The organism is Litorimonas taeanensis (genome assembly GCF_003634015.1).
Classification (GTDB): domain Bacteria; phylum Pseudomonadota; class Alphaproteobacteria; order Caulobacterales; family Maricaulaceae; genus Litorimonas; species Litorimonas taeanensis.
Map to the genome: position 1 here is coordinate 821,913 of NZ_RBII01000002.1, position 21,606 is coordinate 843,518.

The 21,606-nt window shown below is 49.3% G+C and carries 24 protein-coding genes and 1 tRNA gene; 13 read left to right on the top strand and 12 right to left on the bottom strand.

The window, feature by feature from the left end; all coding sequences use genetic code 11:
• Nucleotides 1-157: 157 nt before the first annotated feature.
• A complete protein-coding gene (katG, locus tag DES40_RS11845) occupies nt 158-2,374 on the top strand; it encodes a catalase/peroxidase HPI (protein WP_121102430.1) in 2,217 nt (738 codons plus the stop codon).
• Nucleotides 2,375-2,528: 154 nt separating this feature from the next.
• On the opposite strand, the gene DES40_RS11850 is transcribed toward katG, so the two are convergent.
• The 3 genes from DES40_RS11850 to DES40_RS11860 are packed head-to-tail and all read right to left on the bottom strand — an operon-like array spanning nt 2,529 to nt 4,369.
• Entirely contained in the window at nt 2,529-3,185 is a 657-nt protein-coding gene (locus DES40_RS11850) for a DUF2161 domain-containing phosphodiesterase (RefSeq protein WP_233345607.1), read from the bottom strand.
• Between the two features lie 50 nt (nt 3,186-3,235).
• A complete protein-coding gene (locus DES40_RS11855; protein ID WP_121102432.1) occupies nt 3,236-3,424 on the bottom strand; it encodes a PLDc N-terminal domain-containing protein in 189 nt (62 codons plus the stop codon).
• Between the two features lie 39 nt (nt 3,425-3,463).
• The gene (locus tag DES40_RS11860; protein WP_121102434.1) at nt 3,464-4,369 is read right to left on the bottom strand and encodes a hydrogen peroxide-inducible genes activator; all 906 of its coding nucleotides are present in this window, start codon (nt 4,367-4,369) and stop codon (nt 3,464-3,466) included.
• A gap of 16 nt (nt 4,370-4,385) precedes the next feature.
• On the opposite strand from DES40_RS11860, the gene DES40_RS13260 reads away from it, so the two are divergent.
• From DES40_RS13260 to DES40_RS11875, 4 genes are all read left to right on the top strand, one after another.
• Nucleotides 4,386-4,526, top strand: coding sequence for a hypothetical protein (locus tag DES40_RS13260; protein WP_170144983.1), 141 nt, complete (start codon nt 4,386-4,388; stop codon nt 4,524-4,526).
• Between the two features lie 53 nt (nt 4,527-4,579).
• Entirely contained in the window at nt 4,580-5,131 is a 552-nt protein-coding gene (locus DES40_RS11865; RefSeq protein ID WP_121102436.1) for a DUF1134 domain-containing protein, read from the top strand.
• A gap of 12 nt (nt 5,132-5,143) precedes the next feature.
• Nucleotides 5,144-5,713 (top strand): hypothetical protein, encoded by a 570-nt coding sequence (locus DES40_RS11870; protein ID WP_121102437.1) that lies wholly within the window; start codon nt 5,144-5,146, stop codon nt 5,711-5,713.
• Nucleotides 5,714-5,820: 107 nt separating this feature from the next.
• A complete protein-coding gene (locus tag DES40_RS11875) occupies nt 5,821-6,441 on the top strand; it encodes a DUF1134 domain-containing protein (protein ID WP_233345609.1) in 621 nt (206 codons plus the stop codon).
• Between the two features lie 8 nt (nt 6,442-6,449).
• Here DES40_RS11875 and DES40_RS11880 read toward each other — a convergent pair whose 3' ends face one another.
• The 3 genes from DES40_RS11880 to DES40_RS11890 all read right to left on the bottom strand — a co-directional run bounded on the left by DES40_RS11880 (nt 6,450) and on the right by DES40_RS11890 (nt 9,432).
• Nucleotides 6,450-7,103 carry a class I SAM-dependent methyltransferase gene (locus DES40_RS11880; RefSeq protein ID WP_121102439.1) on the bottom strand — a complete coding sequence of 218 codons (654 nt, stop codon included), beginning with the start codon at nt 7,101-7,103 and terminating at the stop codon, nt 6,450-6,452.
• Between the two features lie 14 nt (nt 7,104-7,117).
• Nucleotides 7,118-8,785 carry an amino acid kinase family protein gene (locus DES40_RS11885; RefSeq protein ID WP_121102441.1) on the bottom strand — a complete coding sequence of 556 codons (1,668 nt, stop codon included), beginning with the start codon at nt 8,783-8,785 and terminating at the stop codon, nt 7,118-7,120.
• A gap of 152 nt (nt 8,786-8,937) precedes the next feature.
• Nucleotides 8,938-9,432, bottom strand: coding sequence for an Lrp/AsnC family transcriptional regulator (locus DES40_RS11890; RefSeq protein ID WP_121102443.1), 495 nt, complete (start codon nt 9,430-9,432; stop codon nt 8,938-8,940).
• Nucleotides 9,433-9,614: 182 nt separating this feature from the next.
• Between DES40_RS11890 and DES40_RS11895 the strand changes: the two genes are divergently transcribed.
• The 5 genes from DES40_RS11895 to DES40_RS11915 all read left to right on the top strand — a co-directional run bounded on the left by DES40_RS11895 (nt 9,615) and on the right by DES40_RS11915 (nt 14,673).
• Complete coding sequence (locus DES40_RS11895) at nt 9,615-10,913, top strand: thiamine pyrophosphate-dependent enzyme (protein WP_121102445.1); 1,299 nt, start codon at nt 9,615-9,617, stop codon at nt 10,911-10,913.
• On the top strand, nt 10,913-11,929 hold the full coding sequence (locus DES40_RS11900; protein WP_121102447.1) for an alpha-ketoacid dehydrogenase subunit beta: 1,017 nt from the start codon (nt 10,913-10,915) through the stop codon (nt 11,927-11,929). The genes DES40_RS11895 and DES40_RS11900 overlap by 1 nt, the downstream gene beginning before the upstream one ends.
• 6 nt (nt 11,930-11,935) lie before the next feature.
• Nucleotides 11,936-13,480 carry a 2-oxo acid dehydrogenase subunit E2 gene (locus DES40_RS11905; protein ID WP_121102449.1) on the top strand — a complete coding sequence of 515 codons (1,545 nt, stop codon included), beginning with the start codon at nt 11,936-11,938 and terminating at the stop codon, nt 13,478-13,480.
• A 110-nt stretch (nt 13,481-13,590) separates the two neighbouring features.
• Nucleotides 13,591-13,667, top strand: a tRNA-Met gene (locus tag DES40_RS11910).
• 70 nt (nt 13,668-13,737) lie between these two features.
• Nucleotides 13,738-14,673, top strand: a complete 936-nt coding sequence (locus DES40_RS11915; RefSeq protein WP_121102451.1) for a TolB family protein — start codon at nt 13,738-13,740, stop codon at nt 14,671-14,673.
• An 8-nt stretch (nt 14,674-14,681) separates the two neighbouring features.
• Here the strand turns inward: DES40_RS11915 and DES40_RS11920 are convergent, their stop codons facing one another.
• Nucleotides 14,682-15,227: an ActR/PrrA/RegA family redox response regulator transcription factor gene (locus DES40_RS11920; protein WP_121102453.1), complete on the bottom strand. Its 546-nt coding sequence runs from the start codon at nt 15,225-15,227 to the stop codon at nt 14,682-14,684.
• Nucleotides 15,228-15,390: 163 nt separating this feature from the next.
• Complete coding sequence (locus tag DES40_RS11925) at nt 15,391-16,728, bottom strand: ActS/PrrB/RegB family redox-sensitive histidine kinase (protein ID WP_121102455.1); 1,338 nt, start codon at nt 16,726-16,728, stop codon at nt 15,391-15,393.
• A gap of 136 nt (nt 16,729-16,864) precedes the next feature.
• Here DES40_RS11925 and DES40_RS11930 point away from each other — a divergent pair, with 136 nt between their 5' ends.
• Nucleotides 16,865-17,476, top strand: coding sequence for an SCO family protein (locus DES40_RS11930; protein WP_170144984.1), 612 nt, complete (start codon nt 16,865-16,867; stop codon nt 17,474-17,476).
• 5 nt (nt 17,477-17,481) lie between these two features.
• Here the strand turns inward: DES40_RS11930 and DES40_RS11935 are convergent, their stop codons facing one another.
• On the bottom strand, nt 17,482-18,057 hold the full coding sequence (locus DES40_RS11935) for a cob(I)yrinic acid a,c-diamide adenosyltransferase (protein WP_121102459.1): 576 nt from the start codon (nt 18,055-18,057) through the stop codon (nt 17,482-17,484).
• A gap of 9 nt (nt 18,058-18,066) precedes the next feature.
• On the bottom strand, nt 18,067-18,267 hold the full coding sequence (locus DES40_RS11940; RefSeq protein ID WP_121102461.1) for an HIG1 domain-containing protein: 201 nt from the start codon (nt 18,265-18,267) through the stop codon (nt 18,067-18,069).
• 213 nt (nt 18,268-18,480) lie between these two features.
• On the opposite strand from DES40_RS11940, the gene DES40_RS11950 reads away from it, so the two are divergent.
• A complete protein-coding gene (locus DES40_RS11950; RefSeq protein ID WP_121102465.1) occupies nt 18,481-18,747 on the top strand; it encodes a DUF2312 domain-containing protein in 267 nt (88 codons plus the stop codon).
• Between the two features lie 83 nt (nt 18,748-18,830).
• Nucleotides 18,831-19,475, top strand: a complete 645-nt coding sequence (locus tag DES40_RS11955; protein WP_147405906.1) for a hypothetical protein — start codon at nt 18,831-18,833, stop codon at nt 19,473-19,475.
• Between the two features lie 82 nt (nt 19,476-19,557).
• Here DES40_RS11955 and DES40_RS11960 read toward each other — a convergent pair whose 3' ends face one another.
• Nucleotides 19,558-20,280, bottom strand: coding sequence for a hypothetical protein (locus tag DES40_RS11960; protein WP_121102469.1), 723 nt, complete (start codon nt 20,278-20,280; stop codon nt 19,558-19,560).
• A gap of 164 nt (nt 20,281-20,444) precedes the next feature.
• On the bottom strand, nt 20,445-21,572 hold the full coding sequence (locus DES40_RS11965) for a THUMP domain-containing class I SAM-dependent RNA methyltransferase (RefSeq protein ID WP_121102973.1): 1,128 nt from the start codon (nt 21,570-21,572) through the stop codon (nt 20,445-20,447).
• Between the last annotated feature and the right edge of the window lie 34 nt (nt 21,573-21,606).

Below are 21,606 nucleotides of genomic sequence, written 5' to 3' on the forward strand. Positions count from 1 at the left end.
AACAGGCTCGGAGTCTATAGGCGTGGCCAAGGGGTTTTCGGGGGTTTTCGGGCATGACCATAGGTTTTGCCGATGGTTGTTATTGAATAAATCGATTAGCTCTATCAACAGGCCTGCGCTATACCTTGCTCATAATTATTCTATCGGAGAAAGATAAATGGAAAATCCAGTCGGAACATCAGTATGGGATATTAATGACAGCCCACCAGAGGGCCGTTGCCCTGTCATGCATGGCACAAATAAGATGCAGGCAGGCGACGCTGTCGCAAGCCGTAATTGGTGGCCTGAGAGCTTGAACGTTGCCGTTCTTCACCAAAATCCAAAATCTGGCGATCCGATGGATGAGGGTTTCGATTATGGTTCTGCCTTTGCGGCGGTCAATCAAGAAGAGCTTTACAATGATATGAAAGCGATTTTGACGGATTCCAAACCGTGGTGGCCTGCTGATTATGGTCATTACGGGCCGTTCTTTATTCGTATGTCTTGGCACGCGGCGGGGACGTACCGCACGATTGATGGCCGCGGCGGCGCAGGAACAGGCATGCAGCGTTTTGCACCGTTAAACAGCTGGCCTGATAATGGTAACCTCGACAAAGCGCGCCGCCTCTTATGGCCGATTAAACAAAAATATGGCCGCGCTGTGTCTTGGGCTGACTTGCTTGTCTATGCAGGAAATGTCGCTATCGAAGATATGGGCCTTAAGACGTTTGGCTTTGCTTTTGGCCGCGCCGATGTATGGGAACCTGAACAAGACGTTTGGTGGGGGCCGGAAACAGAATGGCTGGCTAATGAACGCTACCGTGAAAACCGTGAATTAATTGAACCGCTGGCCGCGGTTGTTATGGGGCTTATTTATGTTGACCCCGAAGGGCCAGACGGTGTGCCAGATCCGATTGCGCAAGCGCGTGATATTCGCGAGACATTTGCCCGTATGGCGATGAATGACGAAGAAACTGTCGCTTTGACTGTGGGCGGCCATACTTTTGGTAAAGCTCATGGCGCGCATGACCCTGATAAATATGTCGGTCCAGAACCCGAAGCCGCGTCAATGACGCAGCAAGGTCTTGGCTGGGAGCAAGAGCTCGGCAATGTCGCGGCAAGCATGACGACATCCGGTATCGAAGGCGCTTGGACGGCCAACCCTATTCAGTGGGATAATGGATATCTAGACGTGCTATTGGGCCATGAATGGGAATTGACGCGTTCACCCGCTGGGGCGCAGCAATGGACACCTGTCAAAGGCTCTGGTGCGCCGCAGGCCCCTAATGCCTCTGACCCGAGCAAATCAGAACCGCTTATGATGACGACAGCGGATATGGCGATGAAAGCCGATCCAATTTACCGCGAAATTGCTGAGCGTTTCCATAAAAACCCTGATCAGCTTGCTGATGCATTCTCACGGGCGTGGTTCAAACTCTTGCACCGTGATATGGGACCAAAGCAGCGCTATCTTGGTTCAGAAGTGCCAGAAGAAACATTAATCTGGATGGACCCCGTTCCAGCCGCAACAGGCAAACCGTTAACGGATAAAGATATCAAGGCGTTGTCAAAAACGATTTCAGAAACAAAATTATCTGTCTCTGAATTAGTGGCGACAGCTTGGGCATCGGCGTCAACCTTCCGCGGTTCTGATATGCGCGGCGGTGCAAATGGTGCGCGTATTCGTTTGGCTCCACAAAAGGATTGGGAAGCGAATAATCCGAAACAGCTCGCAAAAGTCCTTAAGGTTTACGAGAAAATCCAAAAGGATTTCAAAGGCGACGTGTCTTTGGCAGACCTTATTGTTTTAGGTGGCTGCGTCGGTGTTGAAACCGCAGCAAAGGCGGCTGGTTTTGATATTAACGTACCTTTCACGCCGGGCCGTACAGATGCCACAGACGAGATGACAGATGTTGAGAGCTTTGAGGTCCTAGAGCCCTTGGCAGATGGTTTCCGGAATTTCAAACGTGGCAAACATTTCCGTAAAGACGAGTATATCCTGCTTGACCGCGCGCAATTGCTCACTTTGACGGCTCCAGAAATGACTGTTCTTGTCGGGGGTCTACGGGTTCTGGGCGCAAATACGGGCAATGACCACGGCGTCTTTACTGATAATGTTGGCACATTGACGAATGATTTCTTCGTCAACCTGCTCGATATGGATACGGTATGGACATCGACAAATGACGATGAAAGCGAATTTGTCGGTAAAGACCGTGCCACAGGTAAAACAAAGTGGACGGGTACACGCAATGATTTGGTGTTTGGTTCAAACTCTGTCCTACGCGCCACCGCCGAAGTGTATGCTTGTTCTGACTCGAAAGAGAAATTCGTTCGTGACTTTGTTGCGGCTTGGGACAAGGTGATGATGGCGGATCGTTTTGATTTGAAATAAACAGTCCGATATTCCGATTATAAAAGCCGCCTAAGGGCGGCTTTTTTTATGATGCGAACTATCAGCGGAACTGTGCCGCTCTGACTGTCTCAATTGAATTAACAGCCTTGAATAAAGGGTGATAGGGGGGCTAAATTAAATGCGCTATGACGCCCTACATCATAGAGGAAACGGCTTCGGCATGGTCGTTTAGGGCTTTTGCCCCTTCGGGTGTTAAGCCGTAAATGCCTCTGTCAATTTTTTCGAACCATCCATAATGGTTCGCCGCCATAAGGTTTCTGGCTTTCTCAAACCCTGCCATTTTTGCTACATAAGAGGCTTTGCAGGCGCCTTCGTCGTGTAAGACTTTGGCGCAGCGTAGCGCGCCTTGGCGATAAGACGTCATCATGCCAGATGAGGTCATACCACCAGAGTTAGGATCACCGTGACGGCTTTCAAATTCAGAAATCAATTTCGTTTTACGGGCCTTTATTTTGCGCGGGGTAAAGGGCTTGGGCTCGCAATGCACCACGACTTTCCCATCCGATAGGCGCACTGTAATTAATCCAATACCCAGGCGGCGGCAGAGCATTTTATTACGCCGAATAGCGACGAGCGCTGCTTTTCCTGATTTACGCGGCACAGCAATATAAACCTGATCCGTCATAGATTGGCGGTTAATCGCCTGATGGAATAAAGACAGGGTGAAGCCTGTTTTTAATTCAATGATAATGGGCTCATCGTCGTCTTTGGCCAATGGCATGGCAACCATATCGGCCGCGCCAACTTCGCCCTTTACCGCATAGCCGCAGGCCGTGAAAAAAGATTTCACGGGGGCGTAGAGATCTGTCTCTTTTATAGTCTTAGCTTTGGCGATGGTCTTTATCGCGCGGATTTAGGCCCAATAAAGAACCAGATGATTAATCCGATGACGGGGAAAAATAAAACAAAGAGAATCCATATCACTTTACCCAGACCAGAGGCTTTGGAATTAATAACGCTAATAATGGCCCAGAGGGATAGGGCTAAATGGATAAATCCTAAAAGCCCGCCTTCAAATGTTAATTGCATAAATGTCTCCTTTACATGTCTGTTGCATGAGTGGGCTTGTTACTCGGTCTTGACGCTCTCTGGTAGGCCCTTACGAATAATATCAGCCAAAGCCCTGACGGCTTTGACTCTTGGAAATTGTTTTCGATAGGTCAAATATATTTGCCGCGCCGCGCCCTTATCAGACAGCTCTCTGGAGGACAGGTCTAGGTCATGAGTCCAGCCTCCTCGCATGGCAAGCGCTGGTACCAAAGTCACGCCTTGGCCCGAGGCCACTAAATTTATCAGTGTTTCAAGGCTTGTGGCGCGCAGGCTTTGGCGACGCCGTTTTTGCGGTGGGCGGCAAATGGAAAGCGCCTGATCGCGAAAACAATGCCCTTCGGTTAGCAGCAGCACATCCTCATCTTTTACGTCCGTCATAGAAACAGTCTCTGATGAGTCCAATATATGGCCCTTTGGAAAAATGAGCCAAAAGGGTTCTGAATATAATTCAATTGCAGTCAGGCTCTCATCTTCGGGCGGGGTGGCCAACACGGCTACATCTAATTCCCCTGATATTAAGGCCTCTATCAGTCGATCTGTAATATCTTCGCGGTAATTCACAGAAAGGTTCTTTAATTCTGATTGAATATTTCTGACGAAACGCGGGATAAGATAGGGCGCGACTGTGGGTATCAAGCCCAGTGAAATTGTTCCAGCGAGCGGATCTTGCGCGGCGGCCGCGACAGATTTAATGCGCCTCGCCGCGTCAGTGGCTTCGCGCGCAATGGTAATTATCTCTTTGCCGGTATCGGTGACGCGAATGCCTTTATGGCTTCGCTCGAATAAAATAACGCCTAGCTGTTCTTCGAGTTTTTTAATTTGACCTGACAATGTTGGCTGACTGACAAAGCAGGCTTCTGCGGCTTTGCCAAAATGTTTGAAATCCGCAACGGCGCAAATATATTCAAGGTCACGTAATGTCATGGCATAGGTATTGCCTATGAAAAAGATAGAATCAATCGATTTTACGGCAGGTGAATCATGTCATATATCAAGATTGTCCCTAGTAGAGGCTGATAAAACCTCTTTGAAAGCCCAGGGCTGCGCTGATAGCGCCATGTCCCTAGCCTTGGGCTTTTAAGACTCATATTGAGCTCTATTTGACGCCACCTAATATTCAGTGTAGTGTAAGCTATGAAATCTCTATTTCTAGTTTTGATGGCTGCTGTCTTAATGGGGTGTGCTTCGGCAGGAGACCAAAGCCAATCAAATTATGACCCGAGCTATAAATTGTCTGAAGTGGCGGTATTATCAGAGGGGCATTTTGGCCTTGAAAAAGATGCTATCACGCAAGCGCTTCGCCCTACGTTTAAGAAATATGGCCGTCCAAGACTGTTTATTTCTGGCCAAATGTCTTCCGTTGATGAACCCATGGCAGAGTGGCTATATGGGCAGGGACTGGTTCGCAAAAAGATAGGCCTGCCGGGGCATACCTTTTGGCGGATAGAGGGGCAGGGGTTACAGGGTAAGTTTAAACCCATGAAGGCGGCGCATCTGGTATATAATCGACAAGACCTTAAGCGCTTAGATACACCATTACGGGCTATTGGTGATCTTAATAGGCGGGGGCAAACATTTACGGTCTTTGAGCGGGCACAGGAAGATCTCATAATTGTAACGATCAATAAGACCGAAGATTTGCCCGAAACTTCTAAATTTGATGATATTAAATTTTTTGAGAATTAATCCATTAAATTTATGACAATAGAGTTTTCAGAGAGACAGCCAAATAGATCCCCTTTTTATAAATTTCAGGGTTGGCGATTTGCGGCTCTCTTTCTTGTCTTTATACTGTATTCGGCTTGGTATTTTGGGCCCGGATATTTTGGGCAGCTATCAAGAATAGAGGGTTATAGCCTGCTTCAAGAGCGCGGCTTCTATACGGGGGCTGAGGCACTCGCCGCGATTGAGGGCTTAAACGATGAAGGGCGCCGCCTTAAATTTCTGGCTCTCATTTTTGATGTGCCCTATCTGATTTTACAGGCGCTCCTATTCGAAGCCGCCATCGCGTTTGGCATATTACAAGCGCGCTTGGCCCACCGTTTTTGGCAATGGCTTTTTATTCTACCTCTCGGATTTCTATTGGCCGATGTCCTGGAGGATAGCGCCTTAGCTTTGCTCCTATCGACAACGCAGTCCATTTTTGGCGCGGCGGCGGGCTTGCTGACGCCATTGAAATTTATGATGTTTAGTCTGGCGGCGATAGCGTCGCTGGTTTTGTTTATTATAGGTATATGGGGTCGGTTTAGATCTCGTTCCGCCCTTTAAAGCCTAGATTAATTTACGCTCATAAACACCGCATTTTTTCAATTTATTAACCATACTGCGCAACAGAGAGGGCCAATTAATTATAGTCGAAAAAGATAGAGGCCCCCATGATGCATGCTAATTTAAAAAAATTCGCCGCAGCCGCGAGTGCCTTACTTTTGCTTTCGGCCTGCGCCACAGCCGCAAACAACCCCAATTCAAATTCAGATATACGTGAGGCCCAAGCCAAGGCTGGACAAGAAGCCAGTAGCTATAATGAAAGCGAGCTTGTGGCCGCTGTCTCTACACATCTAGGCGTTACAAGCGAAAGCGCGGCTTCGGCAATTGAGCGCCTTTTCAAAGATCGCGGTCGCCCAACGGCCTATATTACAGGCGAGGAAACGGGCGGCGCGCTGACGGTAGGTGTGCGCTATGGCAAAGGTACGCTTTGGATGAAAGATGGCCGTACGGAAGAGGTTTATTGGCAAGGCCCAACAGTGGGTTTTGATGTTGGCGCGGATGCGGGCAAGGTCTTTACATTGGTTTATGGTTTGAATGACCCCAATTATGTATTCCAGCGTTTCCCTGGCGTTGATGGTTCGGCCTATTTGGTGGCGGGTATGTCTATTAATTACCAACGCGCAAATGGCGTGACACTTGCGCCTATTCGTACGGGTGTTGGCCTTCGTCTTGGCGCTAATGTCGGTTATACGAGCTATACACGGAAGCGGAAAATTCTACCGTTTTAGTCCGTGATTTAAGCGCTTTTCATTGCAATGATATAAGCGTGTTTTTCGGGGAATTGGTCGCGTTCTAAATGCAGGGGGCATAGTCCCGCTGCCATTAAAATAGATAGGTTCTCCGCAATACCGATTGAGCTATAGGTGAAATCATGGCCGCGCCATCTTTCGCCTTCATGCTCGCCGATATCATCACCAAAGGAATAGAAAAGAATCCCGCCCTTGTTTAGCCAAGTGCATAATTTGGATAATACAGGTTTTTGCTGGCAAAGCGGAAGATGAAATAAGCTGTCCCATGCGAGAATGAAGTCATAAGAGTCCTGATCCTCCCAATCACATATATCGGCATGAATAAATTTGGAGCGGGGGTGATTATCTTGCGCGAGGTCTATCATTTTGGCTGAGGCATCGATGCCCGTCACCGCAAAGTTATGGGTCTCTAACCGTCTGATAAATCGTCCGCCCGACCCGCATCCAATGTCTAAGGCTGAGGCGGATGGTAAGTCCTCTGTGGCTAAAGTCTCTGTGGCTAAACTCTCTGTGGCTAAAGCTTCTGACGACCTGAAATAGGATAGGGCTTTTTCAAAGGGCGCTATTCCATATTCTGAATCAAGATGCCGCGCATTCCACCAAACCGCGATATCGTCATATTTATCGCCGATAGAGGTCAAGGCGGCCCAATGCCTTATAAATTTAAGGCCGAAATATCATAGAGATCCGCCATGACGGATTCTGTGGTTGGCCAACGGCCGGCCCCCTTGCCGCGAATGCGATATTGGTCGCCATCATCAAAATCAAAAATAGCATGGGCTTCTTCGCCATCTGCCTGTGCGATGAAATTGTTCAAGCTAAGGTCTTTTAATTCCAACCGAGATGAGAAACCGTTTGAATCTTTCCAGAGTGTGGCAATGCGCTTGATGGCGCCTTTGGGCGGGCCGCTTGGGGCAAAGTTTTCAATCGTGTCGCAAGGGATAGATTCAAGCGAGATTTCTTCGTCAAACCCCAGCAAAGCGACGAGGCGAATCTTGGCGGCAGCGTCCGCGCCGTTCACGTCGCCAGAGGGGTCGGCTTCGGCAAAGCCTTTTTCTTGGGCCTCTGCAAGGGCGTCTTCATAAGAGCGGCCTTTGCTGATTTCTCCGAGCATGAAATTCGTCGTCCCATTTAGCAAAGCCTGAACGCGGGTGATGCGGCCCAATTCGCGTTTACACATTTCCAAAACGGGCATGCCGCCGCCTGCTGATGCAGAGAATAAAAGCTGCACCCCTTTGGCGGCAGCAGAATTCACTAAACTGCGCCCGCCCGCGGCGATGGCTTGTTTATTGGCGCTGACCACATGGACGCCATTGGCAATCATAGCTTTTGAATGAGAGAGCGCGGGTTCAATACCGCCAGAAACATCAACAAAGATATCGGGTTTCGACGCTTCCAAATCTGCGAATTCTGTCGTCAAAAGATCAGGGCTATAGCCTTGGTCGATATATTTTTCGACATTACGCACCATGATTTTCGCAATTTCAAAGCGGTCTTTATGGGCTTCAACACGGCGGAAAATACCGCCGCCCACAACGCCGCACCCCATCATCGCAATGCGAAGTTTTTTGACTTTTGGCGGCAAGGATAAATTGGCCGTCTTGGGGCCAATCTCTGTATAAAGAGGAATGCCAGGTTTGCCGAGGCGGAAAGATTGTTCATGTTTTTTGGCAAAGCCAAGTGCCTTGGGCTCTATTAATGGGCCGGCGGTTTTGGCCATGTCATCCCAGCTAATCTGGGTGTAACGCTCTGGGCTATCTCCGGCCTGTTTGGGATCGCGCGCATAAACGCCGTCTACGTCTTTTAATAATAAGGCCGGCGCGTTGATTTGCTGAGCCACGAAAAGCGCGGTTAAATCCGCTCCGCCCTGACCAAGCAGAACAGGTCTGTCCTTTTCGCCAATCCCGACATAGCCAGGCATGACAACAATATCGTGATCTTTAAGGTCTTGTAAAAGCTGGTCCGTATCAAGCCCGACAAGTTCAGCGTCCGTATAGGTGCCTTTGGCCTTTAAGCCTAAATCTCTGGCCTGCCGAACAAAAGCGGGCGCGCCAATGCGCTCTAAGGCCAAAGCGAGCAAAGCCGCTGAACGGCGCTCGCCCAGTTGAATAAGTTCAGGCAGATTTTTGGCGCGGCCTTCTGGGCCGACACGGCGGGCTTCTGCCATTAAAATATCACTCTGGTCGCCTTGGGCGGATGTCACAGCGACGACATTTTGCCCTTGGCGGTAATGACGATAAATTTCTGAGGCCGCATTCGTGTAATCATCCAAGGAACGGAGAACGCTATGGCCAAAATTTAGAACAATCACTGGGACGGGCATGGTGAAACTATCCAAAAAAGAGTAAGAGGCTCGGTTAAGGCGGGTCTGTATCGAAGTCAATATGAAGCACAGCCCAATGCAAGGCTTTGCGCTAAATATATCCGTAAAAACTTAGCTCTGCGGGAAATTTTTCTAGTGACCGCAGTTATATCCTAGAGTCGCGGCACAGCATTGCTAATCAGGTTTAACGGGATGGCATTGCTGTCTTTACTTTGCCGCAGGACAATTCGTGATTGGACATCTGAAATCAGGTCAATTGACAAGAGGGTCTCGCGCAAGAAATCTTCATAGCTATGCATGTCTTTGGTAACGACGCGGAGCATAAAATCAACAGCCCCAGTAACGACAGCGCATTGAATGACTTCGGGCATTCGCGCGACAGCTTTTTCAAACTTTTCCATATTGGCACGATTGGGCAGAGCTAGTTTAACGGCAACGAAAACTTCGAAATCGAGCCCTAATTTAGAACGGTTAAGAACGGTAATACGGCTTTCTATGATGCCGAGCTCTTCCATACGTTTAATGCGTCGCCAGCACGGCGAGGAGGATAGTCCAACTTGCTCTGATATATCCGCAACAGACAAGCCAGCATTGCCCTGAATGAGGTGCAGTATTTTGGCATCAATATTGTCTATAGTCTCAGGCATGATAATCTCCCATTTATCAAATTCACGCAATAATATAGCGTCTTATGCGCTATTCGCATCTATTTCGTTATATTTATATCGTGTTTTTTGGGTAAATTACGCGGAAAAGTCAAATGTTCTGAAACAATTTGCGCAAAATAGGCGTTAAATTATCACAATTGCTCAATATACGGGGACGACAAATGGGTCAAACACCAAATTCGACTGAAAATATTGACAAGACGCCCGCCTCAGCAGCGTCTAAAAAACCCAATCAATCGAAATTATTTGTACCAGAGCCACCTTTTCGGCCAGGGGATACACCAGATTATTCCCATATCTCGGTACCATCGAATCACACACCTGTGCGCCCAGACCCTCTTTGCGACGCGCATGACACAGTAGAGCACGCCCTGAAGCTTATACGTGTGTTGCGCTTTAATGGTGAAAATGCAGGGCCGTGGAAAACGGATTTATCCTTAGAGAAAAAGCTCGAAGCTTTGGAAATCATGATGCGAACGCGCGCAATGGATGAGCGCATGTTCACAATGCAGCGCCAAGGCAAGATGAGTTTTTACATGAAATCAACAGGCGAAGAGGCCGTAAGCGTTGGTCATGCCTTGGCCTTGCGCGATGATGACATGACATTTCCGACCTATCGCCAGCAAGGTATCCTCATTGCGCGCGGGGCTTCGATGAAGGAAATGATGTGTCAGGTCTTGTCGAATTCGGGTGACCCGCTGGATGGGAAATCCATTCCTGTCTTATATTCCTTTAAAAAGCATGGCTTTTTCTCAATTTCAGGAAACTTGGGAACGCAGCTTATCCAAGGGGTCGGTTGGGCGATGGCAGAAGCCTATAAGAACACAGATGGTATTGCCTCGGTCTTTACCGGTGAAGGCGCAACAGCCGAAGGGGATTTCCATTATGCCCTAAACTTTGCGTCAACTTATCGCGCGCCGTGCATCATTAATGTGGTAAATAACCAATGGGCGATTTCTAGTTTCCAAGGCATTGCCGCAGGCCGAGGCGAAACGTTTGCGGCCCGGGGTACAGGTTATGGTCTTGCGACTTTACGCGTCGATGGGAATGATATTTTGGCCGTTTATGCGGCGACACAATGGGCCGCCGAACGGGCTCGCGGCGGCGGCGGCGCAACCGTCATCGAACACTATACCTACCGCGCAGAAGGGCATTCCACATCCGATGACCCTTCGAAATATCGGGCGGAAAATGAAGGTGATGTTTGGCCTTTTGGTGATCCGATTCAGCGTTTGAAAACGCATCTGATTTATATGGGGGCTTGGGATGATGAACGTCATGCGGCCTTGGCAGAGACCCTAAAGAAAGAAGTGCGCGAAACATTCAAAGAAGCCGAAGCCATGGGCTCGGTTGCGAATTCGACGCAGCTTCCTGACAGCACCATGTTTGAGCAAGTTTACGAGACTGAGCCATCGCATCTACGCGAACAAAGACAAATGTTTAATGAGGAGCTAGGCTAATGCCTCAAATGACAATGATTGAAGCCATCCGTGATGCGCTTGATGTAAAGATGAGCCAGGACCCAGATGTTTTGGTGTTTGGCGAAGATGTCGGCTATTTTGGCGGTGTATTTCGCTGTACGGCAGGGCTTCAGGAAAAACATGGTCTGCACCGCTGTTTTGATACCCCGATTTCAGAGGGCGGCATTGTCGGTATCGCTATTGGTATGGCGTCAAACGGCCTTCGCCCTGTGGCAGAAATTCAATTCGCGGATTATATCTATCCTGCTTATGATCAAATTGCTTCCGAAGCCGCGCGTCTGCGTTATCGATCAAATGGTGATTTCACAGCGCCTTTGACCATTCGCACCCCCGTTGGCGGTGGTATTTATGGCGGAACGACGCATAGCCAAAGCCCAGAAGCGCTCTTCACCCATATTTCGGGTTTGAAGACGGTTATTCCTTCTAACCCCTATGATGCCAAGGGCCTGTTGATTACGGCTATCGAAGATAATGACCCTGTCTTATTTTTAGAGCCAAAACGCCTATATAACGGCCCATTTGACGGCGATCCGCATAAGCCGGCGCTGAATTGGAAAAAGCACGAACTCGGCGAAGTACCAGCAGGGCACTATACTGTGCCCTTTGAAAAAGCCCGTATGATTGCCGAAGGCGACGACGTGACTATTTTGGCTTATGGCACAATGGTTTGGGTGGCTGACGCTGTTGTCAAAGAGATGGGCATAAAGGCTGATGTTATTGATTTGCGCTCGCTCTTGCCGCTGGATTTAGACACGATTGTGGAATCGGTGAAGAAAACAGGCCGCTGTGTAATTTTACATGAGGCAACACGCACGTCTGGATTTGGCGCGGAGCTGTCCTCACTGGTTCAAGAACATTGTTTCTATCATTTGGAAGCGCCGATTCAGCGCGTTACGGGTTGGGATACCCCATATCCTCATGCACAAGAATGGGCCTATTTCCCCGGGCCAAAACGGGTTAAACGGGCGGTGAAAGCCGTATTGAAAGGCGCTTAATTTATCATGGGCGAATATACTTTTAAATTACCGGATATCGGCGAAGGCGTCGTAGAAGCAGAAATCACGGCTTGGCATGTGTCTGTGGGCGACCGTGTTGAAGAAGATGCTCCGCTTGGCGATGCGATGACGGATAAGGCTACGATTGAGTTAACATCCCCCGTTGAAGGCGTTGTGAAATCCCTCGGCTGTGAAGAAGGTGATATGTTCGCTGTGGGCGGCGCGCTGGTGATATTAGAAACAGACGGCGATGTCTCTGATGAAGCGCCAAATTCAGACTCAAATGATGAGGGCTCAGCTATTTCGGGCGCGGCTATATCTGGTTCCGATGGCGCATCGGGTGAGTTTGTCTTTAAATTACCCGATATTGGCGAAGGCGTTGTCGAGGCCGAAATTACAGCTTGGCATGTAAGCGTCGGAGATATGGTCGACGAAGATGACCCGCTTGCAGATGCCATGACTGATAAGGCGACAATTGAATTGACCTCGCCCGTCAAAGGCAAAATTCTAAGTCTGGGCTGCGAAGAAGGCGATATGTTTGCCGTTGGCGGCGGCTTGGTCGTATTAGAAACAGAGGCCGGCTCTGCGCCAGCGCCTGCATCTGCGCCTGCACCTGCACCTGCAGAAACATCAACGCCAAAGCCTCAACACACCCCTGCCGCGGCGCCGCAAGCGAGTGCCCCGAAACCCGCGCCCACTCAGCAAAGCGCGGCCAAAGTTCTGGCCAGTCCAGCCGTACGCAAACGCGCGGCCGATTCAGGAATTGACCTTACGAAAGCCAAGGCGAGCGGGCATGAGGGGCAAATCACCCATGCGGATTTAGATCTCTTAGAAAAAGCATTAGAGCCCGTCGACGGCGAAACCCGTATTAAAGTTATCGGTCTACGCCGCGTCATTGCACAACGTATGCAAGAGGCGAAACGCCATATTCCGCATTTCACCTATGTTGAAGAAATTGATGTGACGGCGCTCGAAGATTTCCGCGCGCGTATTAATGCAAAAAAATCAGAGGATAAGCCGAAGCTAACGGTTCTGCCGCTTATTATTCGGGCTTTGGCCGTGACATTGCGCGATTGGCCGCAATTCAACGCGCGTTATATGGACGAGCAAGGCTATGTCTCGCAATTTTCTGACCTGAATTTGGGTATTGCAACGCAAACGGATATTGGTCTGGTTGTGCCTGTGCTGGCCAAGGCGCAAACCTTGTCAGTTTGGGACATGGCGCATGAAATCGCCCGTCTGGCCGATGGCGCGCGTAATAATAAGTTAAAGCCCGAAGAAATGAGCGGCGCCTCAACAACGCTGACGTCTTTGGGCCCGCTTGGCGGGATTGTCACAACGCCTGTGATTAACCGACCTGAAGTGGCTATTTTTGGTCCGAACAAAATTCGCAAAAAGCTGGTTTTAGAAGGCGGAGAGGTAACAGAACGCAAAGTTATGAACTTCTCAGTCTCTTGCGATCATCGCGTCATTGATGGCTATGACGCCGCTATGATGATGCAAGATATGCGCGCTCTACTGGAAGATCCGCATTTGATGTTTTTGGCATAAAGGGGAATTCCAGAAACGAGTGAATTTTGCGCAGTTTAATGCTTGGCAGAACGGCATGAATTGGCTATAGGCCCCACACCTTGCGGCAAACTGGCCGCAAACCTTGGTATGGTGGGGTAGCTCAGCTGGTTAGAGCGCAGGACTCATAATCCTGAGGTCGTGAGTTCAAGTCTCACTCTCACTACCATTTTTCTTATTATTGAACTTCCGTTCACGCGGTAAAGCCCATAAGCTCTTCTAAAATTTAGGGGAGTATTATGGGCTTTGCTGCGAGATATATGTCTGCTGTGATGGCGGGGCTTTCGGTTTTGGCGGTGCAGTCAGTCACGGCCAGCGCGCAGTCTGCCCCGCGCGAAAAAGCCAGCTTCCCTGAAACTGAAATATTTCTCTTTGACTTAAAGCTCGGCGACACAGTCTCTATTGCCAATGGCCGCAATGTTACGCTGCGGGCGGGTTATGATAATCAACCGAGCTTTACGCCCGATAGCCGTGCTTTTCTCTATGCCCGTAGCGATGACTTTCAGACCGATATTTATGAATATTCTCTGGTGGATGGGACAACGCGGCAAATCACGCGCACAGAGACGAATGAATTCTCGCCTGTCGCAACCCCAGACAATGCTTCTATTTCTTTTGTATCGGATGGTCCCGGCGCATGGCAAACCGTGGAAGTGATAGCGCGAAATAATCCTGAAATCTCTAAGAGACTCTTGCCCGGTGATACGTTGCGAGAGCCGATTGGTTATTATAGCTGGAATCACGCAACAGATGATGTGCTGTATTGGTCGCGTTATGGGTTTAATATCAGCCTGACCCATAAAGATAAGAAAACGAGCGATTACATTACCGGCGATGCTGTGCCGTCCACGCCTTATGTTATTCCCGGTACAAATCAATTCAGCTTTGTTCACCGCCAAGGCAATGAAAGCGTATGGATTAAAGCGCTGGATCCAAAAACTAAATCTGTGCGGCCCTTAACACCGATCAAAGGCACCAACGCCAATTATGGTTGGAGCCCAGAAGGTTCTATTTTTATAATCGAGAAAGACACGCTCTATCGCTGGAAAGAGGGGCCGTCAGATGGCTGGGAAAGCCTCGCTGACTTAACAGAGTACGGCCTTGTAAATGCCGCGCGATTATCCATTAGCCCTGATGGTAAAAAGCTCGCTATCGTTGGGCAAGTCAAACCCTAAAGTCAGGCTTAACGCGGGGCGCGTTTGGCCAATATACGTTGCAGGGTTCGGCGATGCATAGAAAGCCGCCGCGCCGTTTCAGACACATTTTTCCCGCATAACTCATAGACACGCTGTATATGTTCCCAGCGCACGCGATCCGCGCTCATAGGGTTTTCAGGGGGCTCAGGGGCTTCGCCCTTTTCCGCCAGAAGTGCCTTGCAAACATCATCTGCATCGGCTGGCTTAGCCAGATAATCCACCGCGCCGCGTTTCACAGCAGAGACAGCGGTAGCGAGATTGCCATAGCCCGTCAGCATCACCATGCGGCAATCGGGCCGCGTCTGATGTAAAAGATCAATGATATCTAATCCATTTCCGTCTTCGAGGCGCATATCGAGTACGGCAAAAGCAGGTGGATTTGATTTCACTTTGGCGCGGGCTTCGGCAACGGTTTCAACAGTTTCTACGGTAAATCCTCGTTGCTCCAAGGCGCGCCCGAGACGTGTACGAAACGGTGCATCATCGTCCAGAATTAAAAGGCTTGCGTCTTCGGGCAGTACATATTCGGTCATGTCTATTTTCCGTTCAAATGGTGACGTTAAGTACCGAGCGTCACATAATCGGTCAGGCGCATTTAAATTCGGGAACTCTTTTGCCAAAAAAATGACGCTATAGCAATGAAATTAGTCTCTGGCCTTGCAGGGCAGATATGTAATTGCGCGATAATCGGCCCGTTTATGAGGCTTTTGCCACGAGAGCGTCTCTGGGCCAAACGGCCTCAACACGCGCCCCGCCTAGGGGGCCGCGTTTAAAGGCCACTTGTCCGCCTGTGCGTTCAACCAAGGTCGAAGCAATGAATACACCAAGGCCTAACCCGCCTGCCGTAGGCTTTTTTGATTTTTGACGTGATCGCTTCGTGACATAGGGCTGGCCCAAACGATCTGTTAATGTCGGGTCAAAGCCCGGGCCGTCATCATCAATAAATACGCTGATTGTTGTTTCATTCCAAACCCCGCAGAGGCGGACTTTTTCAGAGGCGAAATCGACAGCATTTTCGATAAAGTTTTTCAAAGCATAGACGAGTTCGGCTTGGCGTTTAAGCTCGGGCTCTGGGCCAGTACCGCTCACCTCAATAATAATATCGGGTTCAATTAAAATAAATGGCTCTGCTGCTTCTTCGAACAAATCTTCGAGTGTCAGGCGGTCATGAATGGCATCACCTTCATCGCCGCGCAGGGCAAGCTGCTCAAGGATAGAGCGGCAACGCTGAGATTGCGAGAGAACCAAGGCGGCATCGTCGGCCAAAGGAGAACCTTTGGGAATTTCGCGGGTCATTTCTTTGGCTGTCACCTGAATGGTCGCCAATGGCGTACCGAGTTCATGGGCCGCCGCCGCCGCGAGTCCGCCAAGCGCTGAGAGTTTTTGTTCTTGGGCCAGCATTGTTTCTGTGGCCGCCAAAGCCGCCGCCATTTTTCGGCTCTCTTTGGTGGCGCGCCAGGCATATAAGGAGGTGAAAATAGACCCCACCATTATCGCAATCCATACGCCAATACGAAAGGTAAAGGGGAGCATTAAAGGATTATCTGGATCCCAAGGTAGGGGCTGTGAATGAAACACCAAGCTAAAGGATAAAAGCGTCGCAAGGGCCGACAGAATAAAGAGGACGGATTTAGAGAGAGTCGTCGCGCTCGTTACAATTGGCGCCAAAAACAAGATGGCAAAAGGATTGGTTATCCCGCCCGTTAGCCAGAGCAAAGCGGCAAGCTGTAATATATCGAACCCTAATTGTAGCAAGGCTTCGCGGTCACTGACGCGCCTATCCAGAGGATATAAAACGGTGATGGCTAAGTTAATGAAAATACTGGCGGCAATAACCGCGCAACAGGCCAAGACAGGATATGGAAATTCTAAGATAAGGCTGACACATAAGAGCGCCAAGATTTGCCCGCCAATAGCGCCCCAGCGCAATAGGACGAGCGTATAACGCCGTAGACGCCCCATAGTTTGTGTTGGGCGAGTTTGGAGCGGCTGTAAGGCGTTTGATCCGAAAATAATGTCTGCGTGTTGATGCATAATAGGCTTTTGCGCTACGGCGCGTCAAAATGGCAAGCCTAAACTGATGTCGTGCCTATGGCGCCTATCCAAGAATTTGACTATAGCCCTGTATATAGTGCCGGCCCAAGGGTTTGATAGAGAAAAAGGTGACAGAATGAATATGATTGCAAAAACGATGCTGGGTGCCTTTGCAGCCTTTGCTTTGATGGCATGTGGTAATGGCGAGAAAACAGCCCGTTCTGGACAAACTGTGACATCGGGTACGGCTGACTTGGGCGGTGCATTTTCCCTCGTCAACCAAAATGGAGATCGCGTGACCGAGGCAGACCTTCAAGGAAAGCCGCATTTGATTTATTTTGGTTTTACATATTGCCCAGATGTTTGCCCGACGGCTTTGCAAAAAATGGGGCAGGCGCAATCTATGTTAGGGTCTCAGGCTGATGATATTGGATATGTATTGATTAGTGTCGACCCAGAGCGCGACACGGTAGAGAGCCTTTCGCAATATGTGACAGCGAGTGGTTTCCCAACAGGACTGAAGGGCTTTACCGGTACGGTTGAAGAAATAGAAGTCGCGAAAGCGGCCTATAAAGTATATGCGACCAAAGTCGACACACCTGACAGCGCCGGCGAATATACGGTCGATCATTCCGACATCATGTATTTAATGGATAAAGATGGCCAATATGCAGATTATTTTTCTGGCCGCTCTACGCCGACGATGATTGCGGCGCGGGTGACGAAACTTTTAAAGAGTGGCAAATAAGCCCGTTAGCGATTGGCGCCGGGCACCCATTTTACATCGGCCTCACCTTGGTCATTTGCCCAGCGCGCTGCCACAAATAGAAAATCAGAGAGGCGGTTTAAATATTTCAAGGCGGCGGGGTTAATCGCGGCGTCTTGGGACAAGGCCACGCAAAGGCGCTCGGCGCGGCGGCAGACTGTACGGGCTTGATGCAAATAGGCCGAAGGCGGATGTCCACCGGGTAAGACAAAGCTCTTAAGCGGTTGTAGATCGGCATTCAGGCTGTCGAGTTCCGTTTCGAGGCGAAGTGTTTGGCTCTCCATAATGCGCAGAGCATATTCGCTATCCGCTTCACCCGGATTGGGCAAAGGCGTTGCCAGATCAGCCCCGAGATCAAAGAGATCGTTTTGAATACGCGATAACATATCGTCCAATCGCCGACTTTCGAGATGTAATCTTGCGAGGCCTATAACAGAATTCGTTTCGTCTACATCGCCATAGGCTGCCACGCGGGGATCAGATTTTGACAGGCGCGAGCCATCAACAAGACCTGTCGACCCATCATCACCGGTGCGCGTGTAAATCTTGTTGAGCTTCACCATTTGGCTATCTTACATCCGTGTCTTTACATAAACAGTCAGCATAAGCAGGCCAACGGCGATGACTTGTCCGAGAACACGGCGCCGCATCCAAATGTTTGATTGCTCCCGCGCGCCTTCGGTTTTTCCGCCCATATTCTTAGCACCCATAATAAGGGTAAAGAGAACGAACAAAAACGCGAGAATAGTGAGGGCAATTAAAACGTATAACATTATGTATCCTTTTCTTGTCCTCTCTATACGCGCTTCTTCATGTAACAGTCAGCCTTTTTATTGCGACAGATGCGCTCGCCTGAATTTAGCGTAAGCTGTGATAGAAAGGGCTTGTCCACAATTTCGTCAATGAGCAACATAGCCGATAGTGTCTGGGCGCGATAAAGAAAAAGCAAAGATAAACCCTGTTCCTTTCCACCAAAAGAGAGTCCCATGATTTCTGATGCTGATCGCGCCGACCAAATGGGTCAGGCGACCCGTGAAAAATTAAAACAATTTATCGCTCGTATTGAGAGGCTAGAAGCCGAGAAAGCTGAACTCGCGACCGATATTCGTGAAGTCTATGCTGAGGTAAAAACTTTTGGTTTTGACAATAAAGTCATGCGCAAAGTTATCGCTCTACGCAAACAAGATGCAGCCGAACGCGCAGAGCAAGAAGCCCTTCTTGAAATGTATATGGAAGTTGTTGCTGACCAGTAATTCTGAAGCCACTCTTTCTAAGCCTGTTGAAGGCATAATAAAATAATTGTTCCTTATTTGTTCTAGCTATGATAATCGGCGCTATGTCCGATTATGATAAGGCAGAATGGCAAGCAGAACAGCTTGCGCGGGATACCGCGCAATCGGCCTATCGTGATAAAATGGCCAAAGCCCGAGAACGCTCGGCGCGAAATGCCAAGCGCAAGATAGCGCGTCTCCATGCCAAGCTAACCGAGCTAGGGCATATTAGTGATTTTGAAGACGAGTTTGGGGAAAGCGTTTTAGAACGCCTCGAAAAATTTGGCTCTGCCTTTCATGACCTCGAAAAGGGGCGTGCCGGTGATGCGCTATCGGCCGCGCAAAAACAGGTCGTTTCTCGGATGAATAAAAAAGTCAAAGAGCTGAAAGCTAAGTCGCAAAAGGGGGGTGAAGAGATCGACCCAGATGCTGAGTATGAGCGCACGACGCCCGCTTGGAAAAAGAGTAAGACTTCGAGCTTTAAATCAAAACACCGCTTTACGCCGCGGGTTCGAAATCTTGACGAAGATATGGAAGCCGAAGAACAGGCGCTTCAAGAGATTGATTTTTCAAATCCACAAATTGAACCTTTTATACCCCGTTATAATGCGCGGGCTGAAGCCACATTAAAGACGCCGAATACATCTGGCGAGGCGCCGAAAACGGCAAGCGACACAAAACGCCCATTTTTACGGATTGTGCCAAAATAAAACCCTCCCCCATGCTTAAGGGGAGAAGCAAGGGAGAGGGCAAGGGGTGTCTTAAATAAACACTGTTTTATAGGCAGTGGTATTATTCAGTTTCAACCTTTTCAGGGGTCATCTCAGTTTCCACTTCGATGTCCGTGTCTGTTTCAATCGTCGTCTCAGCGTCGATATCAGAGTCTAGATCGTCTGAAAGTTCCTCAGTATTTTCTCTGAGATTTTCATTCCATTCTTCAGCTTCATCTGTGACTTCATCTGCCCATTCATCGGCTGTATCTGTGGCCTCATCCGTCCACTCTTCAGCTGTATCAGCAGCGTCTTCAGTCCATTCTTCAGTGTTTTCAGCGGCCTCATCAGACCATTCGTCTAGTGACTCGCTGGCTGAATCATCCCAGCCATCATCAGAAAGATCTGCGGCAGGCTCTTCAACATCAACAGGCTCTTCCACAACAATACCCGTAGCCACTTCGCCCATCACGGCAGAAGGTTCGACCGGCATAATCACTGTATTGCCGCCTTGCTGTGTATTAATTTCACCTTGTACGGCAAAAGAGGCTGCATATTGGCTTTGGTTAAAGGTTTGCTCACCACCAGAAATCACGTTGAATTGACGCATAGCGGCTTCGATAGATTGACCGCGCATTTCGGCGTCTTTTGCATATTCAGAAAAATTCACTTGGCCATTTGCATCGACATCAAGTGATGCGAAAGGAGATGGGGCGTCTTGTGCATGTGCAATGCCCATACTCATGGCTGAACCCAATAGGGCTGCTGTTAAAAACGAAGTCGTTGTTTTTTTAAAATTGGTCATAATTATACCTTTCTTTCAAAATGGGCCGAGTTGATCGACGCATGAAAGATAAATGCTTAGGCCGCCAAAATGTTGCGTTACAAAACTGAAACGCTTGTGGCCGAAATGTGGCAAAACGGCTAAATTATTGAAAAGGCTTGGTTTATAAGCTCTATTTTATATAATTATTCCAATATATCTGTTTGGAACAATGTGACTCGCAGGCCGCCATGCGCAATGGGGGCGTCTGTTGGCCGCCATGGCAGCTCCGTGGCCTGCGCTAATCCGTTATCTGATGTGACCATACCGACGCGCCAGCCCGTAAACTCGCGGCGCATAACGTCGCCAAAGGATCTATAGAGGGCAAAGAGATCTTTTTTCTTGCCTATTCGCGCCCCATAAGGTGGGTTGACCATGACAAGTCCCGCGGGGCCTTCAGGTCGTTTAAGCTTTATCAGAGGCGTAGGCGTGAAGTGACATAATGTGTCTACACCCGCTCGCTGGGCGTTCTCTTGGGCAAAGCCAATCACTTTGACATTTCTATCCGACCCGTAAAAGCGATAGGGGCTGTCTTGGCTTTTCCAAGCTTGGCGGAGAGCCTGTACGGCCTGAGCATCATAGGTTGCCAGTTTTTCAAAGGCGAAAGCGCGGTTGCGTCCAGCCAGTTTATTTTGGGCTATTTCAGCGGCTTCAATTAAAATTGTGCCAGAGCCACACATGGGGTCCAAGACAGGCTCATTTCCTGTATAGCCACAACCCCGCAGCAGTAAGGCCGCCATGGTTTCCCGTAAGGGGGCTTTACCCATGGCCTGTTTATATCCGCGTTTATGCAAACCGACTCCAGAAGTATCGACAGAGAAGCGGACATTATTATCGTCAATCCGCGTTTTGATAAGAATCTCTGCCTCTTCCATAGAGCTGGCGATCTCTGCGCCAAATTCTTCGGCAATCGCGCGCTCTATGCGCTCTATTGCGGCGCCTGCATGATAAATTTTTGATTTCCGATTTGTGACAACTTCGACTTTGACCATATGGCCCGGCATTAGAATTTCATTCCATGGAAAACGCCGCGCGCGTTTGTCGAGCTGTGCTAAATGAAAGGCCCGAAATTCGCCAATACGGGCCAGAACTTTGGAGGCGCCGCGAAGGCTTAGATTCGCGCGCCAGACATCTGTCCAACTCCCCTGGATAAGGACGCCGCCGCCTATGGCTTTGGGCGCGTTAAAACCTGCGGCTTTCACCTCGGATAACAGATAGGGTTCTAGACCCGGAGCTGTCCCTAAGAAAATTTCAAAAGTGTCTGATTGCGGCATGTTTTCCGAAGACGGCATGGCGCCGCTCGTCCCT